The following is a 17,196-nucleotide window of genomic DNA, read 5'->3' as shown; positions in this document are numbered from 1 at the left end:
TTGTCCCTGTCGACGCAATGCCGGATACAGAATGGACCAGACCAATCCCGCTACCACCCTGTCGCACCAGCATGTCAGCTTTCCTGACGGATTGCAGCTGGACTGTGGCTTCCACCTTGCCCCGGTGGATGTGGCGTACCGTACCTATGGCACCCTGTCGCCCGCGCGTGACAATGCGATCCTTGTCTGCCATGCGCTGACAGGCGACCAGTATGTGGCCGACCCCCATCCCCTGACCGGCAAGCCCGGATGGTGGGGACGCATGGTCGGTCCGGGCCTGCCGATTGATACCGACCGTTTCTTCGTCATCTGCATCAATGTGCTGGGCGGGTGCATGGGCACGACCGGCCCGCGCAGCCTGCGGGTGAACGAAGACGGGACGGAGGAGCCATGGGGCACCGATTTCCCTGCCATCACCATCCGTGACATGGTACGCGCGCAGCATCTTCTGGTCGCACATATGGGCATTGACCGCCTGCTGGCGGTGGTTGGCGGATCCATGGGCGGCATGCAGGTGCTGGAATGGTGCGCAACCTATCCGGAGCAGGTGTTCGCGGCCATGCCTATTGCGACATCCCCCTTCCATTCGGCGCAGAACATCGCCTTCAACGAAGTCAGCCGCCAGGCCATATTCGCCGACCCGCAATGGCATGGGGGGCGGTACTGGGAATGTAACGAGATCCCGGCCCGCGGCCTGGCGGTCGCGCGCATGATGGCGCACATCACCTACCTGTCCGAAGCGGCGCTGACACGCAAATTCGGCCGCCGCGTGCGCACGACACCCGGGCGTGGGGCCGCAGGGGGACCGGGCGCGCTGTTTGGTGAGATGTTTGAGGTGGAAAGCTACCTGCGTCACCAGGGATCGACCTTCGTGCGGCGGTTTGACGCCAATTCCTACCTGACGATCACGCGCGCGATGGATTATTTCGACCTCGGGGCCGAGCATGATGGTGACATGTCGCGTCCGTTCCAGGGCACGCGCACGCGCTTCTGCATCATATCGTTTTCGTCTGACTGGCTGTTCCCCACGTCGCAGGCGCGGCTTCTGGCGCGTGCGCTCAACCAGGTCGCGGCAAACGTATCCTTTGTCGAGATCGATAGTGACAAGGGTCATGATGCCTTCCTGCTGGATGAACCTGATTTCGACCGGACCATCCGTGGCTTCCTGTGCGGGGCAGCCGAACATGCGGGGATTGGCTGACCATGCGGCTTGATCAGCGCCTGATCGCGGGCATGATCCGTCCCCGGACCCGCGTGCTGGATGTGGGCAGTGGTGACGGCGCGCTGCTGGACTACCTGTTCCGCAACAGCGGGTGTGATGCGCGCGGGATCGAGATCGACATGCGCGAGGTTACGCGTTCCGTCGCCCATGGCCTGCCGGTCATGCACGGGGACGCGGACCACGACCTTGTCCATTACCCCGACAATGCGTTTGATTACGTGGTGCTGCAGCGCACCCTGCAGGCGGTCGAACGCCCGCGTGAGGTGCTGCGCCAGATGCTGCGTATCGGGCGTTACGCCATCGTGTCATTCCCCAATTTCGGCCACTGGCGGTTGCGCATGCAGCTTCTGATGCGCGGGCGCATGCCCATGACCAGCGTGTGGAGCACGCCGTGGTACGACACGCCCAATATCCACCCGTGCACGATCCTCGACTTTTTGACGCTGTGCCGGGACGAGGGTTATGTTGTCCAGCAGTGGATGGCTGTTGATGAAGATGGCGAGCGCGCACCGTGGCGGCGTTCGATCCGGCTGGCCAACCTGTTTGGGGAACAGGCGCTGTTTCTGTTACGGCGCAAGGATACCCCCCATAAATAAAGTCGCCACGGTGGGGAGATGTGACAGTGGATACTCTTGAGGCCATCCGGACCCGGCGCGCCATCCGTGCGTATGACCCGGATCACGCGATAAGCCCGGCGGAACTGCATGAACTGCTTGCAGCCGCGCGCCGTGCGCCTTCGGCATTCAATATCCAGCACTGCCGTTTCGTGGTGGTGCGCGATCCGGCCCTGCGTCATGAACTGCGCAAGGTGGCGTGGGACCAGCCCGATGTGACCGATGCCTCCGCCCTGATCGTGATCTGTGCCGACCGTGATGCGTGGAAGAAGGACCCGGCCCGTTATTTCGATGGCGCGCCCGATGACGTGAAGCAGCGCATGGCGGAGATGATCCGGGGTTATTACGAAGGCCGCGAATGGGTCCAGCAGGACGAAACCATGCGCAGCGCGGGGCTTGCAGCCCAGACACTCATGCTGGCCGCCACGGCCATGGGCTACCAGTCCTGTCCCATGGACGGGTTTGATTATGACGCGGTCGGCCGCCTGATCAACCTGCCGGCCGACCATGTGGTGGCCATGTTTGTCGTCATCGGCAAGGGCACGGAACATGCGCCGCCGCGCGTGGGCAGGCTGCCTGACAGCGAAGTCATCCTGACCGACCGATTTCCCTCTGCCTGAACCGGCCCGCCCGTAATGGGGGCGCATGAAGGGGGGGGCTTGCATGAAAAAGCTTGCGGTCCCCCCCGTAACAATATACAGCCTCAGGCTTGGGGACGGACCGCGCCTGTTCCTTGTGCTGGTTTGATTGCACGTGTCCTTGACGCGGGGGACACGAACAGAAGCAGACTGGACCGGCCTTTATTCCTTACATGATATCCTTGCGACAACAGACCGAGTGCCCCCGTGCATATAAGGGCCGGTGCCGGGTATGTCTGTCAGTTCGCCATCCGGGCATGCAGGTTCCTGCGTGCCCCACGGCCCTGTTTTTTCGCGCCAGGAGGCGCCATTCATGACAACGTTTGCCGATCTTCATCTTGCAGAGCCGCTATTGCGGGCACTGGACGAGGAAGGCTACGCCACGCCCACCCCCATTCAGGCCGGCGCCATTCCCTATCTGCTGGAAGGGCGCGACCTGCTGGGTCTGGCACAGACCGGAACGGGCAAGACCGCGGCCTTCGCGCTGCCGATCCTTGATCGCCTGTTCCGTGAGAAGGGCCGTGCCCATCCCAAGGGCGCACGCGCGCTGGTGCTGGCGCCGACACGCGAACTGGCATCCCAGATCGGGGAAAGCTTCGCATCCTATGCCCGCCACATGCGCTTCAGCCACGCTGTCGTATTTGGTGGCGTGGGGCAGGGGCGCCAGATCGAGGCCCTGCGCCGTGGCGTGGACGTGCTGGTTGCAGCCCCCGGCCGCCTGCTGGACCTGATGGGGCAGGGACATGTCGACCTGTCCGGACTTGAAGTCCTGGTGCTGGATGAAGCCGACCGCATGCTGGACATGGGTTTCGTGCGCGATATCCGCAAGATTGTCGCAGCCCTGCCCACCGACCGCCAGACGCTGCTGTTTTCGGCCACCATGCCCAAGACCATTTCCGATCTGGCGCATGGCCTGCTGCGTGATCCCGCCACCGTGCAGGTCACCCCGCCGTCCAGCACGGTGGACCGGATCCGCCAGGCGGTGATGTTTGTCGATACCGGCAACAAGCGCGAGGCGCTGAAGCTGCTGGTGGACTCGCCCAAGGTCGAGCGCGCCGTGGTGTTCACGCTGATGAAGCATGAAGCCAACAAGGTCGCAGCTTTCCTGAGCGAGCATGGCATCACGGCCGAAGCCATTCATGGCAACAAGTCGCAGGGCGCGCGTGAACGCGCCATGTCGGGGTTCCGTTCCGGCAACGTGAAGGTGCTGGTAGCGACCGATATCGCGGCCCGTGGCATTGATGTGGACGACGTGACCCACGTGTTCAATTACGATCTGCCCAATGTGCCTGAAAGTTATGTCCATCGCATTGGCCGCACGGCGCGCGCCGGGCGTGAGGGGTGGGCCGTGTCCCTGTGTGATGCGGAACAGCGGGCGTGGCTGCGCGATATTGAAAAGAATATCGGCAAGAAGATCCCGGTCGTATCCGAACATCCCTACCATTCGGAAACGGCCGAGAATTCCACCATGCGTCCGCCCGTGCTGGGTGGCGGTGGTCGTGGCCGTGGGGGCGGCGGAGGCCGTTCCGGTGGCGGGCGTCCCGGTGGCGGTGGTCGTCCGGCTGGTGGCGGTCGTCCGCCCGGTGGTGGCCGTGGCGGTCGCCCTGGTGGCGGAGGCCGTTCCGGTGGCGCGGGTCGCCGCGCAGTCTGATCCCGCAGGCGGCGCATTTTTGCCCCGGTGGGCAGGCGCTGCATATGCGATGATATGAAAAAGGCACCCGGTCCTGTGGATCGGGTGCCTTTTTCCGTCTGTCATGATCAGATGATATATGTAAAATGAAATGTTTTATTTAATGAATAAATGGATATGATATTATTACCCGATATCGGATTTATGAATTTCCCTGACTTATACTGTCAACAGGCATGAGGTTTGTTTTTTTTATCCGATATGTAAAAATAAATCGGTATCCCACATAATACCTTGCGGTCACGATGGCACGTCATTTAATGTTCCCTCCCATTAAAAAATCACGGGAAAGAGATACCTTTTAAGCGGAACTGTTTGTCATAAGGAATAAATCATGCCTGCCGCGGGGCGCAATAATGGTCCGTGAAATGTCCCTGCGCGTCTGTTGCATGCATGTGTATCAGCAGTTTTTATTCAGGTCGGTCTGGTTATAAAATATGCTAAGGGAATTGTGGCTGAAGTGGGGCGGTGATGCGTTCATGGCCACGCCGCGCGGGTTGAAGTGGCTTGTCTGCTTTCTGTTGGCTGGAGGGGCGTTTCTCTGCCTGTCTGTTGGCGACATCACCCTTGCCCCGGCACAGCAGGCCTATATTTCCGTGGGTACGATCAGCCTGTTCTTCTTCCTGAACCGGAGGAAGGGGCGGCATGTCACCTGCATCCTCATGATGCTGTCTCTGTTCGTGTCCTTTCGCTATCTGATCTGGCGGCTGGGCAGCACGGTGCAGTTTACCGGCCCGCTGCAGATTGTCATGTCGATAGCCCTGCTGATGGCGGAGGGGTACGCCCTGTCCACCCTGTGCCTGAGCTATTTCCAGATGTCATGGCCCCTGGGCCGCAAGCCGCACCGCCTGCCGGACAACCCTGATGACTGGCCGATGGTGGATGTCTATGTTCCGTCCTATAACGAGGATCTGGAACTGGTGCGTTCGACCGTGCTGGGGGCGATGGACCTGCACTGGCCCGCGGACAAGCTGAATGTCTATATCCTGGATGACGGGCGGCGGAAGTCCTTTTACGATTTCGCCAGGGAATCCGGCGCGGGCTACATCATCCGTTCCGAGAACAACCACGCCAAGGCCGGTAACCTCAACCATGCCATGAAGATCACCAGGGGGGAGTTCGTGGTCATTTTCGACTGCGACCACGTGCCCACCCGGTCCTTTCTGCTCAAGACCATTGGCTGGATGGTGGCGAACCCCAAGCTGGCGCTGCTACAGACGCCGCACCATTTCTATTCCCCAGACCCGTTCCAGCGTAACCTTGCCGCAGGCTATGACGTCCCGCCCGAAGGCAACATGTTCTACGGACTGGTGCAGGACGGCAATGATTTCTGGGATGCCACGTTCTTCTGCGGTTCCTGTGCGGCCATCCGCCGTTCGGCGCTGCTGAGTGTTGGCGGGTTCGCGACCGAAACGGTTACGGAAGATGCCCATACCGCGCTGAAGATGCAGCGCAAGGGGTGGGGGACGGCGTATCTGTGCCAGCCGCTGGCCGGTGGACTGGCGACCGAACGGCTGATCCTGCATATCGGCCAGCGCGTGCGCTGGGCGCGTGGCATGCTGCAGATCATGCGGCTGGATAATCCCATGCTGGGCGGCGGCCTGCGGTGGGAACAGCGGCTTTGCTACCTGTCGGCCATGTCGCACTTCCTGTTTGCCATCCCCAGGGTAACCTTCCTTGTTTCACCGCTGGGGTTCCTGTTTTTCGGGCAGAACATCATTGCGGCATCCCCATTTGCCATCATGGTCTATGCGCTGCCGCATATCTTCCATTCCATCATGACCCTGTCACGGATCGAGGGGCGATGGCGCTATTCCTTCTGGAGCGAAATCTACGAGACATCGCTCGCGCTGTTTCTCATCCGCATCACCATCGTCACCCTGCTGCAGCCGCACAAGGGCAAGTTCAACGTCACCGATAAGGGGGGGCTGCTGGCGCGGGGATATTTTGATTTCAGCGCGGTGTACCCCAATGTCATCATGGCGCTGATCCTGTTTGCGGGGATGGTGCGTGGCATTCTGGGCATGATTTTCCAGTATCACCAGAAACTGGCGTTCCAGTCTTTCGTGCTCAATACGCTATGGATCACCATCAGCCTGATCGTGGTGCTGGCGTCCATTGCGGTGGGACGAGAGACGCGGCAGATCCGGCACAAGCCGCGGGTACGGGTCAAGCTGCCGGTTGATGTCTGTTTTGACGATGGCGCGGTATTCCATGCCCATACGACCGATATCTCGCTGGGCGGGGCGGGTGTGACCCTCAGCCTGCCCGAACAGCTGGAAACCCCGCTGGATATCACCCTGCGCTATAGCAAGCCCGATGACGGGATCGAGGTGGCAGTGCCTGCCACCATACTCGGGCAGCGCGGTTCGTGGCTGCACCTGCAATGGAAAATCGAGACGCTGGAACAGGAACGCCAGATTGTCAGCCTTGTGTTCGGCCGAAGCGATGCATGGCATAACTGGGCCGATTTCAAGGATGACCGACCGTTGAACAGCATATATCAGGTCATAAAAAGCATAGGCGGCCTTCTGTCCCCGCCCTACCTGTGGGATCTCAGCCCGGCGCAGGAAGCTGAAGGAAGTGATGATAGCGTGCACAAGGAAGAAACGCTGGAAAAAAAGAGCCTTGTGGTGCCCCCTGTCCGTCGGGGCATTGGCTATGGCATGACCATGATGGCGGCAGGGATGGGCATGCTGCTGTCGGTGATGATGCCTGCCGTGGCACAGGACGCTGCTTCGCCCCCGCCCGTGCCGCCAGCTACCGCCGCCCCAGCCGGGGCACCCGTGTCGCCCCCGGTTTACAACACGACCGGCGTGTCGCGCCTGACCCCGCTGGGGGATACCAACAGTGGCGATATTCCCCCCGTGGGCAGTATGGCGGACCCGACGCTTGCGGACCGGGTGGCCGATACCGAAATTACGCGCACCATTCCGTTTCATGATCTCGGCCTTGAAAATGGCCCGTTGACCCTGCGCGGCTTTTCGCCATTGCAGGGAATTGACGTGGTGGTGCCGGCCAATCGCGTCGTGACCCATGCGACGCTGAAGCTGTCGGGGGCGATTTCGCCCTCGCTTCTGCCCGAAGCCACGGCGCTGACCATTACCCTGAATGAACAGTATGTCGGCACGATCCGTATCGATCCCGCCCATCCGACTTTCGGGCCGATGGAATTTGCGGTCGATCCGCTTTATTTCACGGGGGACAACAAGCTCAATTTCCATTTTGCAGGTGAATACAGGCGTGATTGCAACGACCTGTACAATGATGTGCTGTGGGCCCAGATATCGGACCAGTCCAGCATTACCCTGACCACCGCGCGGATCGTGCCTGAACGTGACCTGAGCCGGTTGCCGGTACCCTTTTTCGATCCCAACCTGAAGGTGGCCATGCGGGTGCCTGTGGTCATGCCCGCAGAAGTGCCGGGGGAGGACATCATGCGGGCAGGGGGGCTTGTCGCCTCATGGTTTGGCAGGATGGCTGATTCGCGGCAGCTATCCTTTCCCGTGTCGCGCAGCATGCCGGCATCGGGCAATGCCATTGAAATCGGCCAGAACATTCCCGTTGATGACCACAGACACATGCCCGCCGGTCCGACGCTGCTGGAAATCGCCAATCCCAATGACAGGTGGGGCACCGTCCTGATCGTAACCGGGCGCACGCCGCATGATGTTGAGATCGCGGCCCGCGCGCTGGTGTTTTCGCCCGATACGCTGGGCAACGTGTCATCTACCGTAGTGCAGGACGTCACCCTGCGTCCCCGCAGGCCTTATGATGCCCCGGCCTTCATCCCGACGGATCGCCCGGTGCGCTTTGGTGAACTGGTGACGGCAGGCGACCTGCAGGCTGGTGGCTTCGCGCCCGGTACGCTGCACGTGCCGTTTCACCTGCCACCCGATCTGTATACGTGGCACGGCCTGCCTTTCCTGATGGATCTGTGGGTACGTACACCGGACAGCCCGGTGGTTGATACCAATACTTCCCGTCTGGATGTCAGTCTCAACAACTCCTATCTGCAAAGCTATTCGCTGCTGGGCAACAGCCTGTGGCGCATGTGGTCGGAACGGATGGTCACCCAGCATGCCGGGGCAGTGGGGCATGTCACGGCGCTGCCGTCATGGCTTCTGTTCGGGCAGAATGATCTGCAGTTCAATTTTGATGCCCGTCCGGTGGACCGTGGGGCATGTCACCGTTCGAATGAAGTCAGTAACCTGCGTCTTGGGATTGATTCGGATTCCGTGCTGGATTTCCGGCGTGGGGTGCATTTCACCACCTTGCCCAACCTGTCCTATTTTTCCGAAATCGGGTTTCCGTTTTCGCGTATGGCCGATCTTGGGGAAACCACGGTGGTCCTGCCGCCCACGCCGGATACCGATACGATCGGGGCCTATCTTGACCTGATGGGCTTCATGGGGTCGGTGACATGGTATCCCGCCGCAGGGGTGCATTTTGCCACGACAGCGGATATCGCGAAGAATCCGCCCCCGGGCGATGTGATCCTGCTTGCCCCGGTGCAGCAGATGGGCCCGGCGGCTGCCCTGCTGTCACGTTCGGCATACCAGATTGACGATGGCCATATCCATATCGGTCAGGATATGGGGCTGCAGGGTATATGGTATATGTTTCAGGACCGTGATGGCAGCGGGCTGCGCAATGGCGTGACCGCCAACCTGAATGCCCCGGTGCACAACGCCGCAATGATGATCGGTGCGGAATCCCCCTATGCCAGCCATCGTTCGGTGCTGGCGCTGCTGGGGGATAATGGCGCCCATATCCATGACCTGGTCACCAGCCTGCATGACCGCAAGGCGCTGTCCAGCCTGCAGGGCGACCTCGTGCTGAAGAACGGTGACAAATTCACGACCTATCGCACATCACCCACCTATACGGTGGGCAGGTTGCCGCTGTGGATGTGGGTGGACTGGTTCCTGTCGCGTCATCCAATCCTGATGTACCTGTGCGGTGTTGCAGGTGCGGTCATGTTGGGGACTGGCGCATGGCTGTGGTTGCGGGCCCGTGCCCGTCGCCGGGTGCGTGAACAGGCCATTGCCGATGAAGCGGCACGCATGGCGGGGCATGTGCCTGAAGACTGATTGGACGGGGCGCGGATAATACATATGTCTGTGCCCCATATGCGTGCCCCGTGGCATGCAGGGACTGCGGATTCTGTAAGCAGTGGAACGGACCTGTCACAGGGATGGCGAGCCAGACCGGTACCGGGTCACGCCCTTTACGCAGGATGCGCCTGGCCTCTTCGCGTTCCAGGCATGTATCCGCCAGCGCGACAGATGGTTAATCACCCAGCGTCAGCATTTTTTCCCGTTTCTGGAATTTGTAGCGGAGCCGCCAGATTTTCTTGCCACTGGCCATGACATGCACAAATAATCCTCCGGCGTCTGCAAGCCGGTATGCTGTGGCTTCCGGCGTGGCCGAACGGATTTTTCGTATTGGTCAGTATGTGGATTCTCCTCTTACCCGTTCCCCTGCTTTTTCATGCCCGCTGCGTGCCCATAAGAGGACGGAGCAGCATGAAACAAAATAGGAACAATACGCACAGAGAATGCCGACAGAAGGGCAGAAAACCAGCCTTCTGAAACAGATTGGTATGGGTTGGGATACTGGTTTGGCGGAGAGGGTGGGATTCGAACCCACGGTACGCTCACACGCACGGCGGTTTTCAAGACCGCTGCCTTCAACCGCTCGGCCACCTCTCCATATCGTCTGTTTAGCTAGGTCTGCCGCCGCCGTCTAGATGTTAGCATGCACAAAAACCGCTACATTCATGGGGTCTCTGTGCCGTCTTTTGTGCCGACATGCAGCACGCGGTCCAGTTCATCCGCTGTCAGGGCGGACAGGTAGATCTCGGTCGTCTTGACCGAGGTGTGCCCCAGATGACGGCTCAGCCGGTAGATATCCCCGCCTGTCTTGAGCCATCGGATGGCGAAGGCGTGGCGCAGGTCATGGATGCGGAAGCGGGTGAAGGGAATGCCCTTGGCTTCGCATCGCGCCATCACCCGGCGCATGATCTGTCCGTAGTTCGAAGCTGCGTTGCGATAGGGATGTCCATCCCGGTTTGGGAACAGACAGCCGGTATGGGGTGTCTGCTCAAACAATGCCGTCGCATTTCCGCCCGGCGTGACCCATGCGATCGTGCGCGGCCGACTCGTTTTGGTGCGCAACAGCCGGATCTGCTGGCGTTCATGGTCCACGTTGTCGCCTGTCAGACTGACGGCCTCGTTTTCCCGCATGCCGGTCTGTTCCAGCAGGTCGAGAATCGCCGCCATGCCGGGCGGGCAGGCAGCCTTGACCCGCGCTACCGAATCGGGGCAGGGCAGCGTGATCGGGTCGCGTCGTTCGCGGATGATCGTGCGGTCAAAGGACAGGGCCGGATTGCTGGTGATCCAGCCCCATGCCACGCAGGCCGACAGCAGGCGGGACAGGGCGGTCAGGTCCCGGCGGATGGTGGCGTTGGTGACACACCCCGACCGGCTAGATACAAAATTGGAAATCAGTCGGGTGGTGATGTCACGCACCCGCACGCCCTTGAATGTGGCTTCCAGACTGCGGATGGAGATGGTGTAGCGCCGCATGGTCTGGGGCTTGACCGAGGTTTCCAGCACTTCGGTGATCCAGCGGATGACCGCTTCCTCAAAAAGCTGGTCACTGTCCCCGGTTACGGCCTCGCGCTCGAGTTCCGTTTTCCACTGCCGGAGCCTGCGCCGCGCTTCCCGCGGGTCAGTCGTGCGTAGGCTGCTTCTATGCTCGCGGCTGGCAATCTGGACCCGGCCCCAATATGTTTTGCCCCGAAGGTAGATGTTGGCGTTGGCGCGGCCTGACAAACCTTGGCCTCCTGATTATTGATCCATGCGTGGATCTTGGTGGGGTCAAATGTCCAGATCCGGCCAAACTTGGCCGCACCCGGTATCTGCCCGGCTGCGGCCAGCTTCTGGATCTGGCGGGTGGAAAGGGTGGTGACGCGGGCAACATCGGCCAGACGCACCCGCTGCGTGATCTGGGGGATGGTGTCCATGCCGCTATCGCCCTGCAATTTCCGTAGCGACAAGCGCCGCCAGGTATTGCCGTTCCTCAATGGTGGCGTTCGGGTTCAGCACAGCCCAGGTCCGGGCCAGCATACGGAGCGATTGCGTGATTGTTGGTTCGGTCATGGGGATGCCACGCACCTTGCGATCATAGGCATGCGGTTCCGGATTGAATTCAGGGCGGGGGCCTTCATCGCCCATGCTGAGGTCGGTCACGATGTTTTCTCCTTCTGGAGCACGAAGGGCGGCAGGCCTTCCTGCATGCGCCAGGTGTTAATGTGGGTCAGCGTGTCCCGGCAGGCAGGCGGCAGCCTGTTGGTGCGGGCCCACGCCGTAATGTCCTGCATGGTGGCGTGGATATGGCCCGCTGTTGCCGCCTGCTGGTGATGGAGCATCTGCAGGGTCGCGATACTGAACGCGCCATCACGCGTGCGGAGGGTGAGGGGACGCCGCGTCGGGGTCGCTTCCTGCTGCGCCGCCTGCTTGCGTCGGGCTGCCTTGCGCAGGCGCTCGGCATCGGGGTGCGGGTCGTCCTCCTGCAGCACGAGGATCAGGCGCTGGCGGATGGAAGTGCCATGCACCCCGAACACCCTGCCGATATCCGTCCAGGTCCGGCCTTCCGCCCGCATGGAGCGGATCAGGACATCGTCCTGCGGCGTGTAGCGGCGGTCCGGCTTGCGGGCAGCCATCACGCATGTCCCGGCTTGTGGTGAATGTTGGCGATCGGCCGCAGTTCGTGGCGTCGGAACGCAGCGCCATCGGCGATCTGCTTTATGAACCCGACGATTTCTGCATCGGAATATCCCTGCTGCGTGTAGCTGCGGACCATGCTTATCAGATGGCCCTGCAGGCGCAGGCAGAAAGCGGCCTCGTTATCCGTCGCCCCGAGTTCCGCAATCAGGGCACCCATGCCGCGGGGCGTGATCGAGATTTTGTCGAGATCATCGCTCATGCCGAGGCTCCCATGGCCAGTGTGTCGCGGGCGAGGGCGGCCAGCATGTTCTCAGCAAAATCCCGCCCATCAGAATGTTCGAGCAGATCTGGGGCAAACAAGGACAGGGCACGCGCTCGGGCGGTATTGCCTGCCGGGGTATGGGCTTCCAGCGCCGTGATCCGTTCCATCAGCGCGCGGCTTTCGTCCTCAAATGGGGCGCATGCGAGTGTGGCAGCATCCTCTTCCTGCCAAGTTTTAGCCTCGGTCCAGAGTTTGTTGCTTCGCGCTTCAATCACACAGAAGCGATTGCAGTCATTGATCAGGGCAATGTCCGGGCTCACGCCGGATTGCGGGGCTGCTGCGGCCAGATGGCGGGCAAATGATGCCAGATGTCTGGAGTCGGATACCGGCTCGCCGCCTTCCTTCACGCCAGGATCGGACTCCACGATTGCCTGCGCCATGGCAGCAAAGCCCTGCAGCGAAGTCGGCTTGCAGCGTATGAGGTCATCCATCATGTCCTCCCGCTTGTTCACCAGACGCGCCAGTGCTTCATTCCCGGCTTCATCATTGGGGAAATGATCGGCTGCATCATCAACATGCCGTCCGAAAGTCGTGGCCGCCGTCGCCTTCGCAATGATCGACGCATCCCGGCCGGCAGGCGATGGCAGGTGCCCATCCAGAATGGCCGAAACCAGCATGCGGTGAATGTTTTCCAGGGCAGGGCATTCATCATCGCTGATGGAATCTTCAAGCGTACGGGCGATACGCGCCAGACTGACCACATCTTCAGCCGACTGGACGGTCTGCTTCTGCGTGGCGTCCACGTTCGCCCAGTATTCCTGAAATACCCGCGGTCCATCATAGCCGGGCCATTTGTCCGATGGGAAATCCCTGATTTCGACAAACTGCCGCTCCATCGTATCGGCCAGATCGCGGAGGGCCGATGGCGTGGCTTCGGCTTCCGTGCCGAGGATGCGCTGGATTTCATGCGTCGGTGCCAGGGCATCGATATCGATCCCGGTGCGCATCAGAAAACGCAGGATACCGTAGATAATCTGCTGGAACTGTGCGGCGTGGTTCTCCACATGGATTGGGTTGTGTTTGTAACCTTTCAGCATGAACAGGCGATCTGTTGATGCCCCCAATATGGCCGCAATATCATGCAGATTACCCGGCTGCATGGTAATGATGCGGTCGATCAGGGCATGGTATTCTTCAAGATAGAGGTTATAGCCCAATCCGGCAGGATCTTCCGTCTGCTCCAGCTTATCAAGTGTGTCCCTCAGTGCGGCCAACCGCTGCCCGACCTGTGTCGGCGTGGTAAAAGCAGGCAGGTCAACCGGGGGCTGAACCGGGGCCGCAGCCTGCTCCAGAACCCGGTCAATCTGGTCCTCCACAACAAGGGCAGGCGCAGGCGCCTGGACGCACTTCGGGCGTGAGATGGTTTCGGACATTTTTCGTTTTCCTTGAATACTTGTGTCAGGCTGGTAATGGCAGCCGAACGGGATTGATTACTTTTGCAGGGTCAGGGTGTTCAGCCGGTCCACCCCGACATCAAGCAGGGTGCGGGCGGCGGCAGGTCCATACCGGCCAAGGATGATCTCGGTGGCATTGTTAACCAGCAGGACGGCTGCGGCGAAGTCGGCAGGCAGGCCATCTGCCGGAAGGCGGTTGAGGGACGTGATGTAGCGTTCCACCTTGCCGTGCGCGTCTGTCACCATGCCCGAAATCATGAGGGCACTGTCAGCATCGGTCTGTTTCGCACCCATCAGCGCAGCCCTCCCTGAACGTCCTCAATAATCATGATCCGGCGCTGGACCGGCGATGGTGCAGGCTTGCTGCCGTCAACAGCATCCAGCACTGCATTCTCGGCCGCACTGAGCAGTTCTCGCGGTGGCCGGGGCAATCCCGCCTTCATCCATGCCCACGCACCGGCTGACTTGCCCCACTGGCGCGAAGCCTGTCGGCATGCGCCGATGCGGGCGTTCAGTTCGGTCGGTTCCATGGTGGCCAGAGGGTTACGGTGCAGGCCCGGCTGCCGGGGCGCGCGGAAGTAGCCGGTGACCAGTTCGCGCTGCACCGTCCATGCCAGATCATCCGTGAAGGACTTCACCAGCATCAGGTAACCGCTTTCGGTCAGCAGGGTCAGGCCATTTGGGGCGGTAAACCCAAACTCTCTGGCTTCGTCCGGATTTCGGACGAAGTAATCTTCCCCTTCAACAAAGCGGCGCTTGTTCTCATTGAAGCGCTTGCGGGCTGTGTCTTTCGGGCGACCATGAAGATCGTCAATCATAGCCAGCGTGACGACACGCTGCCCACGGTATTCCAGAATGGATACCGGCCTGCCATTGATCGTGACGTTGCTCATGCCGCATTCCCTTCACCGCGAAGGGCAGGGAATAGCGACAGCAGCCGTTCACGCGCCTTGCCGCCATAGAACACTTCATGTTCCACGGAATTGTCGTTCAGCGTTTCCGCCATGTCCTCCGCGATTTCGTACACCCGGCGGTCGTCCAGATTGAGGGCGAGCAGTTCCAGCACGTTCTCCCACATCAGGCACAGCTTGCTGCACTGGTCATCGGCCAACGCAATCAGCTTCTCGTGCGACAGGTTCTGGATGGCCTCGCCAAAGTCGATTTCAGCGTGGGATAGGGCAGGGGCTGGGGATGTTTGATTTGCCATACAGGGCGAACCAATGTCTGCATCCGTCCGTTTTGCGGACGCATGCTGGGGCACGAGGGACTGCCTTGCTACCGCCCGCTTCGCCTTTTCATCGCTACGTGTCTTTTCAAGAATGGTGACCAACTCACTGGTCATGGTCCGGACCCGGCCTGCTGCGCGATCCTCAAGCCACCGCTTGAGGTCTGGCGGCAGGCGGAAGTGCAGTCGCGCACCCTCGATCCGTCCGTGTCGTCCTGACATTAAGCCTCTCCCGACTCAAAATGAGTGTCTTACCAGCGTCAGGAGGTATATCGGCCACGGGATTTCCGTGGGGTTAGCCGCTCCGTCAGCAGGTGACAGTCAAAATGTCATATATAACGACATAAATTGCAAGAGATAATGTCATTTATAACGACAAATATCACTCATGCTGAATTCACTTCCCTTTTGGAAGGGGGAACATAATATGAACATTATCAAAGGAGAGGCCGATGGCAGTTACCGAACGAATCATCTTTCAGCCGTACATCTGGGGAAAGCCTAAACGGGGTGGCCCGCAGCTTGAACTGGGCACGCCCATCCTATGCTGGTCAGTAGAAGAAGGCAGGCGTAGAATCGATAAGGTTGCTGCTGGCAGCACGTCTATGGCCGGGGCGATCTTGGTTAGCATGGAAGTGGATGAGGATGCAGGGGACTACGGCGAGCCAAAGATCCTTGAGCGCGTGGGGGACGTGCCAGAAGTGGAAGATTAGGCAATAAGATTTTGCCAATGGAAAATTTAGAATTTCATGCTTGCTAGATAAATCAAGCATGCATATCCTTGCTAAAAATGTTAGCAAGGATTCTATCAATGGATGCCGCGTCGAAGCAGTCGAAGGGTGGTGAAGCCAGAGCCAAGTCTCTTTCTAAAAATCGTAGATCTGAAATCGCGAAAAAGGCTGCTGTAGCTCGGTGGGCGGCGCATTTACCTGACGCTACGCATGAGGGTGAATTAAATATCGCGGGTTTCACTCTTCCTGTCGCGGTTACTTCGGATGGAACTCGCCTTATGATATCTAAGGCGTTTATGACAGCATTGGGCAGGCCCTGGAAAGGGAGTTATGCTGGTACCGAATTACCCAATTTTATTGCCGCAAAGAACCTTTTGCCATTTATTTCCAATGAGTTGAGATCTGTACTCGACCCCATTGAATTCATCAATAAGCATGGACAGCGCACGACCGGATATCGTGCTGAATTGCTCCGCATGGTATGTGACGTCTACCTCGAAGCACGTCGCGCGGGAGTTCTGACAGAATCCCAACAGCGTGTTGCAGCGCAATCAGAAGTACTGATTCGTGCGTTTGCAGACCTTGGCATCGTTGCTTTGGTAGATGAAGCAACAGGATATCAAAAAGATCGAGCGAGTGATGCCCTTGCAAAGATATTAGAGAAATTTATTGCAAAAGAGCTTCAACCATGGGTGAAGACGTTCCCAGATGAATTTTATGAGCAACTTTTCCGTTTGCGAGGACTCGCTTTCCCTAAAGATACAGTAAAAAAACCACAGTATTTTGGATATTTGACAAATGATATTGTATACAAAAGGTTGGCTCCTGGAATTTTGGAAGAGCTAAAGAAAACGGATCCAAAAACTTCAAGTGGTAGACGGAAAGGTACTTTACAGCAGAGATTAACTCAAGAAATTGGCCATCCGAAACTTAGAGAACATCTAGCTTCTGTATGTACAATTATGGATTTAAGTGAAGATTATAACGATTTTATGAAGAAATTAGATCGGAGACACCCACGATTCGGGGAAACGATAGAACTAAATTTTCACAATGATAAGGGGCAAGGCCTGTAAATCGTTCTATCTCTATTTTTTAGAATATTATTTTAGGAATGGAATATAAATTAATGACTGGGAATGCAGCAAAAGACTTACGAATTATAGAGGAAAGGTCAGGCTGCATTGGTACGCACAAGCTGGGTCATGAGCGAGATCATCGTCCTGCGTTGATCCTCGTTCATCTCTCGCCAGAGTTCGATCATGGCGAACTCTTCGGGAGTGTAAGGGGGCTGACAACTTTGGTCCGCGCCCGCAAACGGCGCACCGGTTCCTCGTTGAAGGAAGTCTAGGGACACGCCGAAGAAATCTGCTAACGCACAAAATGTTTGATAACCTGGGTCTTTCCCATTCTCGATTTCTGTCAGATGGGTACGACTGATTCCGACAGCCTCGGCCACGTCAGCTTGAACTAGCTTACGTGACTTCCGAAGTGCCTTAAGGCGTGATCCCATGGTTGGCGTGTCAGTCATGGCGACAGTTTGCACGTTTTAAGAAATCTTTGAGTCAGTATGTGCGACAATTTGCATTGACGTAAAATGTCATTATGTGCGACATTTTTTGTATGA

17 protein-coding genes, 1 tRNA gene and 1 pseudogene are annotated in these 17,196 nt (G+C 58.9%); 8 read left to right on the top strand and 11 right to left on the bottom strand.

The genetic code is table 11. The features are described from left to right. Positions 1–31 precede the first annotated feature (31 nt). The 5 genes from ACE2AA_RS07090 to bcsA all read left to right on the top strand — a co-directional run bounded on the left by ACE2AA_RS07090 (position 32) and on the right by bcsA (position 9,257). On the top strand, positions 32–1,201 hold the full coding sequence (locus ACE2AA_RS07090) for a homoserine O-acetyltransferase (protein ID WP_141260505.1): 1,170 nt from the start codon (positions 32–34) through the stop codon (positions 1,199–1,201). Between the two features lie 2 nt (positions 1,202–1,203). Next, entirely contained in the window at positions 1,204–1,818 is a 615-nt protein-coding gene (metW, locus tag ACE2AA_RS07085; protein WP_141260504.1) for a methionine biosynthesis protein MetW, read from the top strand. Between the two features lie 26 nt (positions 1,819–1,844). Continuing rightward, the gene (locus ACE2AA_RS07080; protein ID WP_141260503.1) at positions 1,845–2,456 is read left to right on the top strand and encodes a nitroreductase family protein; all 612 of its coding nucleotides are present in this window, start codon (positions 1,845–1,847) and stop codon (positions 2,454–2,456) included. A gap of 331 nt (positions 2,457–2,787) precedes the next feature. After that, positions 2,788–4,125, top strand: a complete 1,338-nt coding sequence (locus ACE2AA_RS07075; RefSeq protein WP_395371900.1) for a DEAD/DEAH box helicase — start codon at positions 2,788–2,790, stop codon at positions 4,123–4,125. Between the two features lie 476 nt (positions 4,126–4,601). After that, positions 4,602–9,257: a UDP-forming cellulose synthase catalytic subunit gene (gene bcsA / locus ACE2AA_RS07070; RefSeq protein WP_395371898.1), complete on the top strand. Its 4,656-nt coding sequence runs from the start codon at positions 4,602–4,604 to the stop codon at positions 9,255–9,257. Between the two features lie 199 nt (positions 9,258–9,456). Here the strand turns inward: bcsA and ACE2AA_RS07065 are convergent, their stop codons facing one another. From ACE2AA_RS07065 to ACE2AA_RS07055, 3 genes are all read right to left on the bottom strand, one after another. Continuing rightward, a complete protein-coding gene (locus tag ACE2AA_RS07065; RefSeq protein WP_395372152.1) occupies positions 9,457–9,603 on the bottom strand; it encodes an Arm DNA-binding domain-containing protein in 147 nt (48 codons plus the stop codon). A 185-nt stretch (positions 9,604–9,788) separates the two neighbouring features. Then, positions 9,789–9,878, bottom strand: a tRNA-Ser gene (locus ACE2AA_RS07060). Between the two features lie 66 nt (positions 9,879–9,944). Beyond that, complete coding sequence (locus ACE2AA_RS07055; RefSeq protein ID WP_395371896.1) at positions 9,945–11,003, bottom strand: tyrosine-type recombinase/integrase; 1,059 nt, start codon at positions 11,001–11,003, stop codon at positions 9,945–9,947. A gap of 29 nt (positions 11,004–11,032) precedes the next feature. Here ACE2AA_RS07055 and ACE2AA_RS07050 point away from each other — a divergent pair, with 29 nt between their 5' ends. Continuing rightward, the gene (locus tag ACE2AA_RS07050) at positions 11,033–11,221 is read left to right on the top strand and encodes a hypothetical protein (protein WP_395371895.1); all 189 of its coding nucleotides are present in this window, start codon (positions 11,033–11,035) and stop codon (positions 11,219–11,221) included. Here ACE2AA_RS07050 and ACE2AA_RS07045 read toward each other — a convergent pair. Genes ACE2AA_RS07045 through ACE2AA_RS07015 form a run of 7 tightly spaced genes read right to left on the bottom strand, consistent with a single transcriptional unit; the run spans position 11,199 to position 15,060 of the window. Continuing rightward, the gene (locus tag ACE2AA_RS07045) at positions 11,199–11,420 is read right to left on the bottom strand and encodes a hypothetical protein (RefSeq protein ID WP_395371893.1); all 222 of its coding nucleotides are present in this window, start codon (positions 11,418–11,420) and stop codon (positions 11,199–11,201) included. The two genes, ACE2AA_RS07050 and ACE2AA_RS07045, sit on opposite strands and share 23 nt — an antisense overlap. Next, positions 11,417–11,893: a hypothetical protein gene (locus tag ACE2AA_RS07040; protein WP_395371891.1), complete on the bottom strand. Its 477-nt coding sequence runs from the start codon at positions 11,891–11,893 to the stop codon at positions 11,417–11,419. The genes ACE2AA_RS07045 and ACE2AA_RS07040 overlap by 4 nt, the downstream gene beginning before the upstream one ends. Further along, entirely contained in the window at positions 11,893–12,156 is a 264-nt protein-coding gene (locus ACE2AA_RS07035) for a hypothetical protein (RefSeq protein ID WP_395371889.1), read from the bottom strand. The genes ACE2AA_RS07040 and ACE2AA_RS07035 overlap by 1 nt, the downstream gene beginning before the upstream one ends. Further along, positions 12,153–13,592: a hypothetical protein gene (locus ACE2AA_RS07030; RefSeq protein ID WP_395371887.1), complete on the bottom strand. Its 1,440-nt coding sequence runs from the start codon at positions 13,590–13,592 to the stop codon at positions 12,153–12,155. The genes ACE2AA_RS07035 and ACE2AA_RS07030 overlap by 4 nt, the downstream gene beginning before the upstream one ends. A gap of 57 nt (positions 13,593–13,649) precedes the next feature. After that, entirely contained in the window at positions 13,650–13,907 is a 258-nt protein-coding gene (locus tag ACE2AA_RS07025) for a hypothetical protein (protein ID WP_395371886.1), read from the bottom strand. Further along, on the bottom strand, positions 13,907–14,506 hold the full coding sequence (locus ACE2AA_RS07020; RefSeq protein WP_395371884.1) for an ORF6N domain-containing protein: 600 nt from the start codon (positions 14,504–14,506) through the stop codon (positions 13,907–13,909). The genes ACE2AA_RS07025 and ACE2AA_RS07020 overlap by 1 nt, the downstream gene beginning before the upstream one ends. Then, positions 14,503–15,060, bottom strand: coding sequence for a hypothetical protein (locus ACE2AA_RS07015; RefSeq protein ID WP_395371883.1), 558 nt, complete (start codon positions 15,058–15,060; stop codon positions 14,503–14,505). The genes ACE2AA_RS07020 and ACE2AA_RS07015 overlap by 4 nt, the downstream gene beginning before the upstream one ends. 230 nt (positions 15,061–15,290) lie before the next feature. On the opposite strand from ACE2AA_RS07015, the gene ACE2AA_RS07010 reads away from it, so the two are divergent. Continuing rightward, positions 15,291–15,551 carry a hypothetical protein gene (locus ACE2AA_RS07010; RefSeq protein WP_395371881.1) on the top strand — a complete coding sequence of 87 codons (261 nt, stop codon included), beginning with the start codon at positions 15,291–15,293 and terminating at the stop codon, positions 15,549–15,551. A 98-nt stretch (positions 15,552–15,649) separates the two neighbouring features. Further along, complete coding sequence (locus ACE2AA_RS07005) at positions 15,650–16,645, top strand: P63C domain-containing protein (protein WP_395371879.1); 996 nt, start codon at positions 15,650–15,652, stop codon at positions 16,643–16,645. Between the two features lie 266 nt (positions 16,646–16,911). On the opposite strand, the pseudogene ACE2AA_RS07000 reads toward ACE2AA_RS07005, so the two are convergent. Then, positions 16,912–17,082 (bottom strand): annotated as a pseudogene (locus ACE2AA_RS07000) (helix-turn-helix domain-containing protein); the annotation flags it as partial. Between the last annotated feature and the right edge of the window lie 114 nt (positions 17,083–17,196).

This window comes from Komagataeibacter diospyri (genome assembly GCF_043995075.1).
Taxonomy (GTDB): Bacteria; Pseudomonadota; Alphaproteobacteria; order Acetobacterales; family Acetobacteraceae; genus Komagataeibacter; species Komagataeibacter diospyri.
The sequence above is the reverse complement of the archived record's forward strand: the minus strand, read 5'-3'. Positions and strand labels throughout refer to the sequence as shown.

Bases quoted from the DNA above. Each gene is read 5' to 3' on its own strand.
- ACE2AA_RS07020 (WP_395371884.1), bottom strand. From the start codon at position 14,506: ATGAGCAACGTCACGATCAATGGCAGGCCGGTATCCATTCTGGAATAC.
- ACE2AA_RS07075 (WP_395371900.1), top strand. From the start codon at position 2,788: ATGACAACGTTTGCCGATCTTCATCTTGCAGAGCCGCTATTGCGGGCA.
- ACE2AA_RS07025 (WP_395371886.1), bottom strand. From the start codon at position 13,907: ATGGGTGCGAAACAGACCGATGCTGACAGTGCCCTCATGATTTCGGGC.
- ACE2AA_RS07090 (WP_141260505.1), top strand. From the start codon at position 32: ATGGACCAGACCAATCCCGCTACCACCCTGTCGCACCAGCATGTCAGC.
- ACE2AA_RS07030 (WP_395371887.1), bottom strand. From the start codon at position 13,592: ATGTCCGAAACCATCTCACGCCCGAAGTGCGTCCAGGCGCCTGCGCCT.
- ACE2AA_RS07015 (WP_395371883.1), bottom strand. From the start codon at position 15,060: ATGTCAGGACGACACGGACGGATCGAGGGTGCGCGACTGCACTTCCGC.
- bcsA (WP_395371898.1), top strand. From the start codon at position 4,602: ATGCTAAGGGAATTGTGGCTGAAGTGGGGCGGTGATGCGTTCATGGCC.
- ACE2AA_RS07040 (WP_395371891.1), bottom strand. From the start codon at position 11,893: ATGGCTGCCCGCAAGCCGGACCGCCGCTACACGCCGCAGGACGATGTC.
- ACE2AA_RS07010 (WP_395371881.1), top strand. From the start codon at position 15,291: ATGGCAGTTACCGAACGAATCATCTTTCAGCCGTACATCTGGGGAAAG.
- ACE2AA_RS07035 (WP_395371889.1), bottom strand. From the start codon at position 12,156: ATGAGCGATGATCTCGACAAAATCTCGATCACGCCCCGCGGCATGGGT.
- metW (WP_141260504.1), top strand. From the start codon at position 1,204: ATGCGGCTTGATCAGCGCCTGATCGCGGGCATGATCCGTCCCCGGACC.
- ACE2AA_RS07005 (WP_395371879.1), top strand. From the start codon at position 15,650: ATGGATGCCGCGTCGAAGCAGTCGAAGGGTGGTGAAGCCAGAGCCAAG.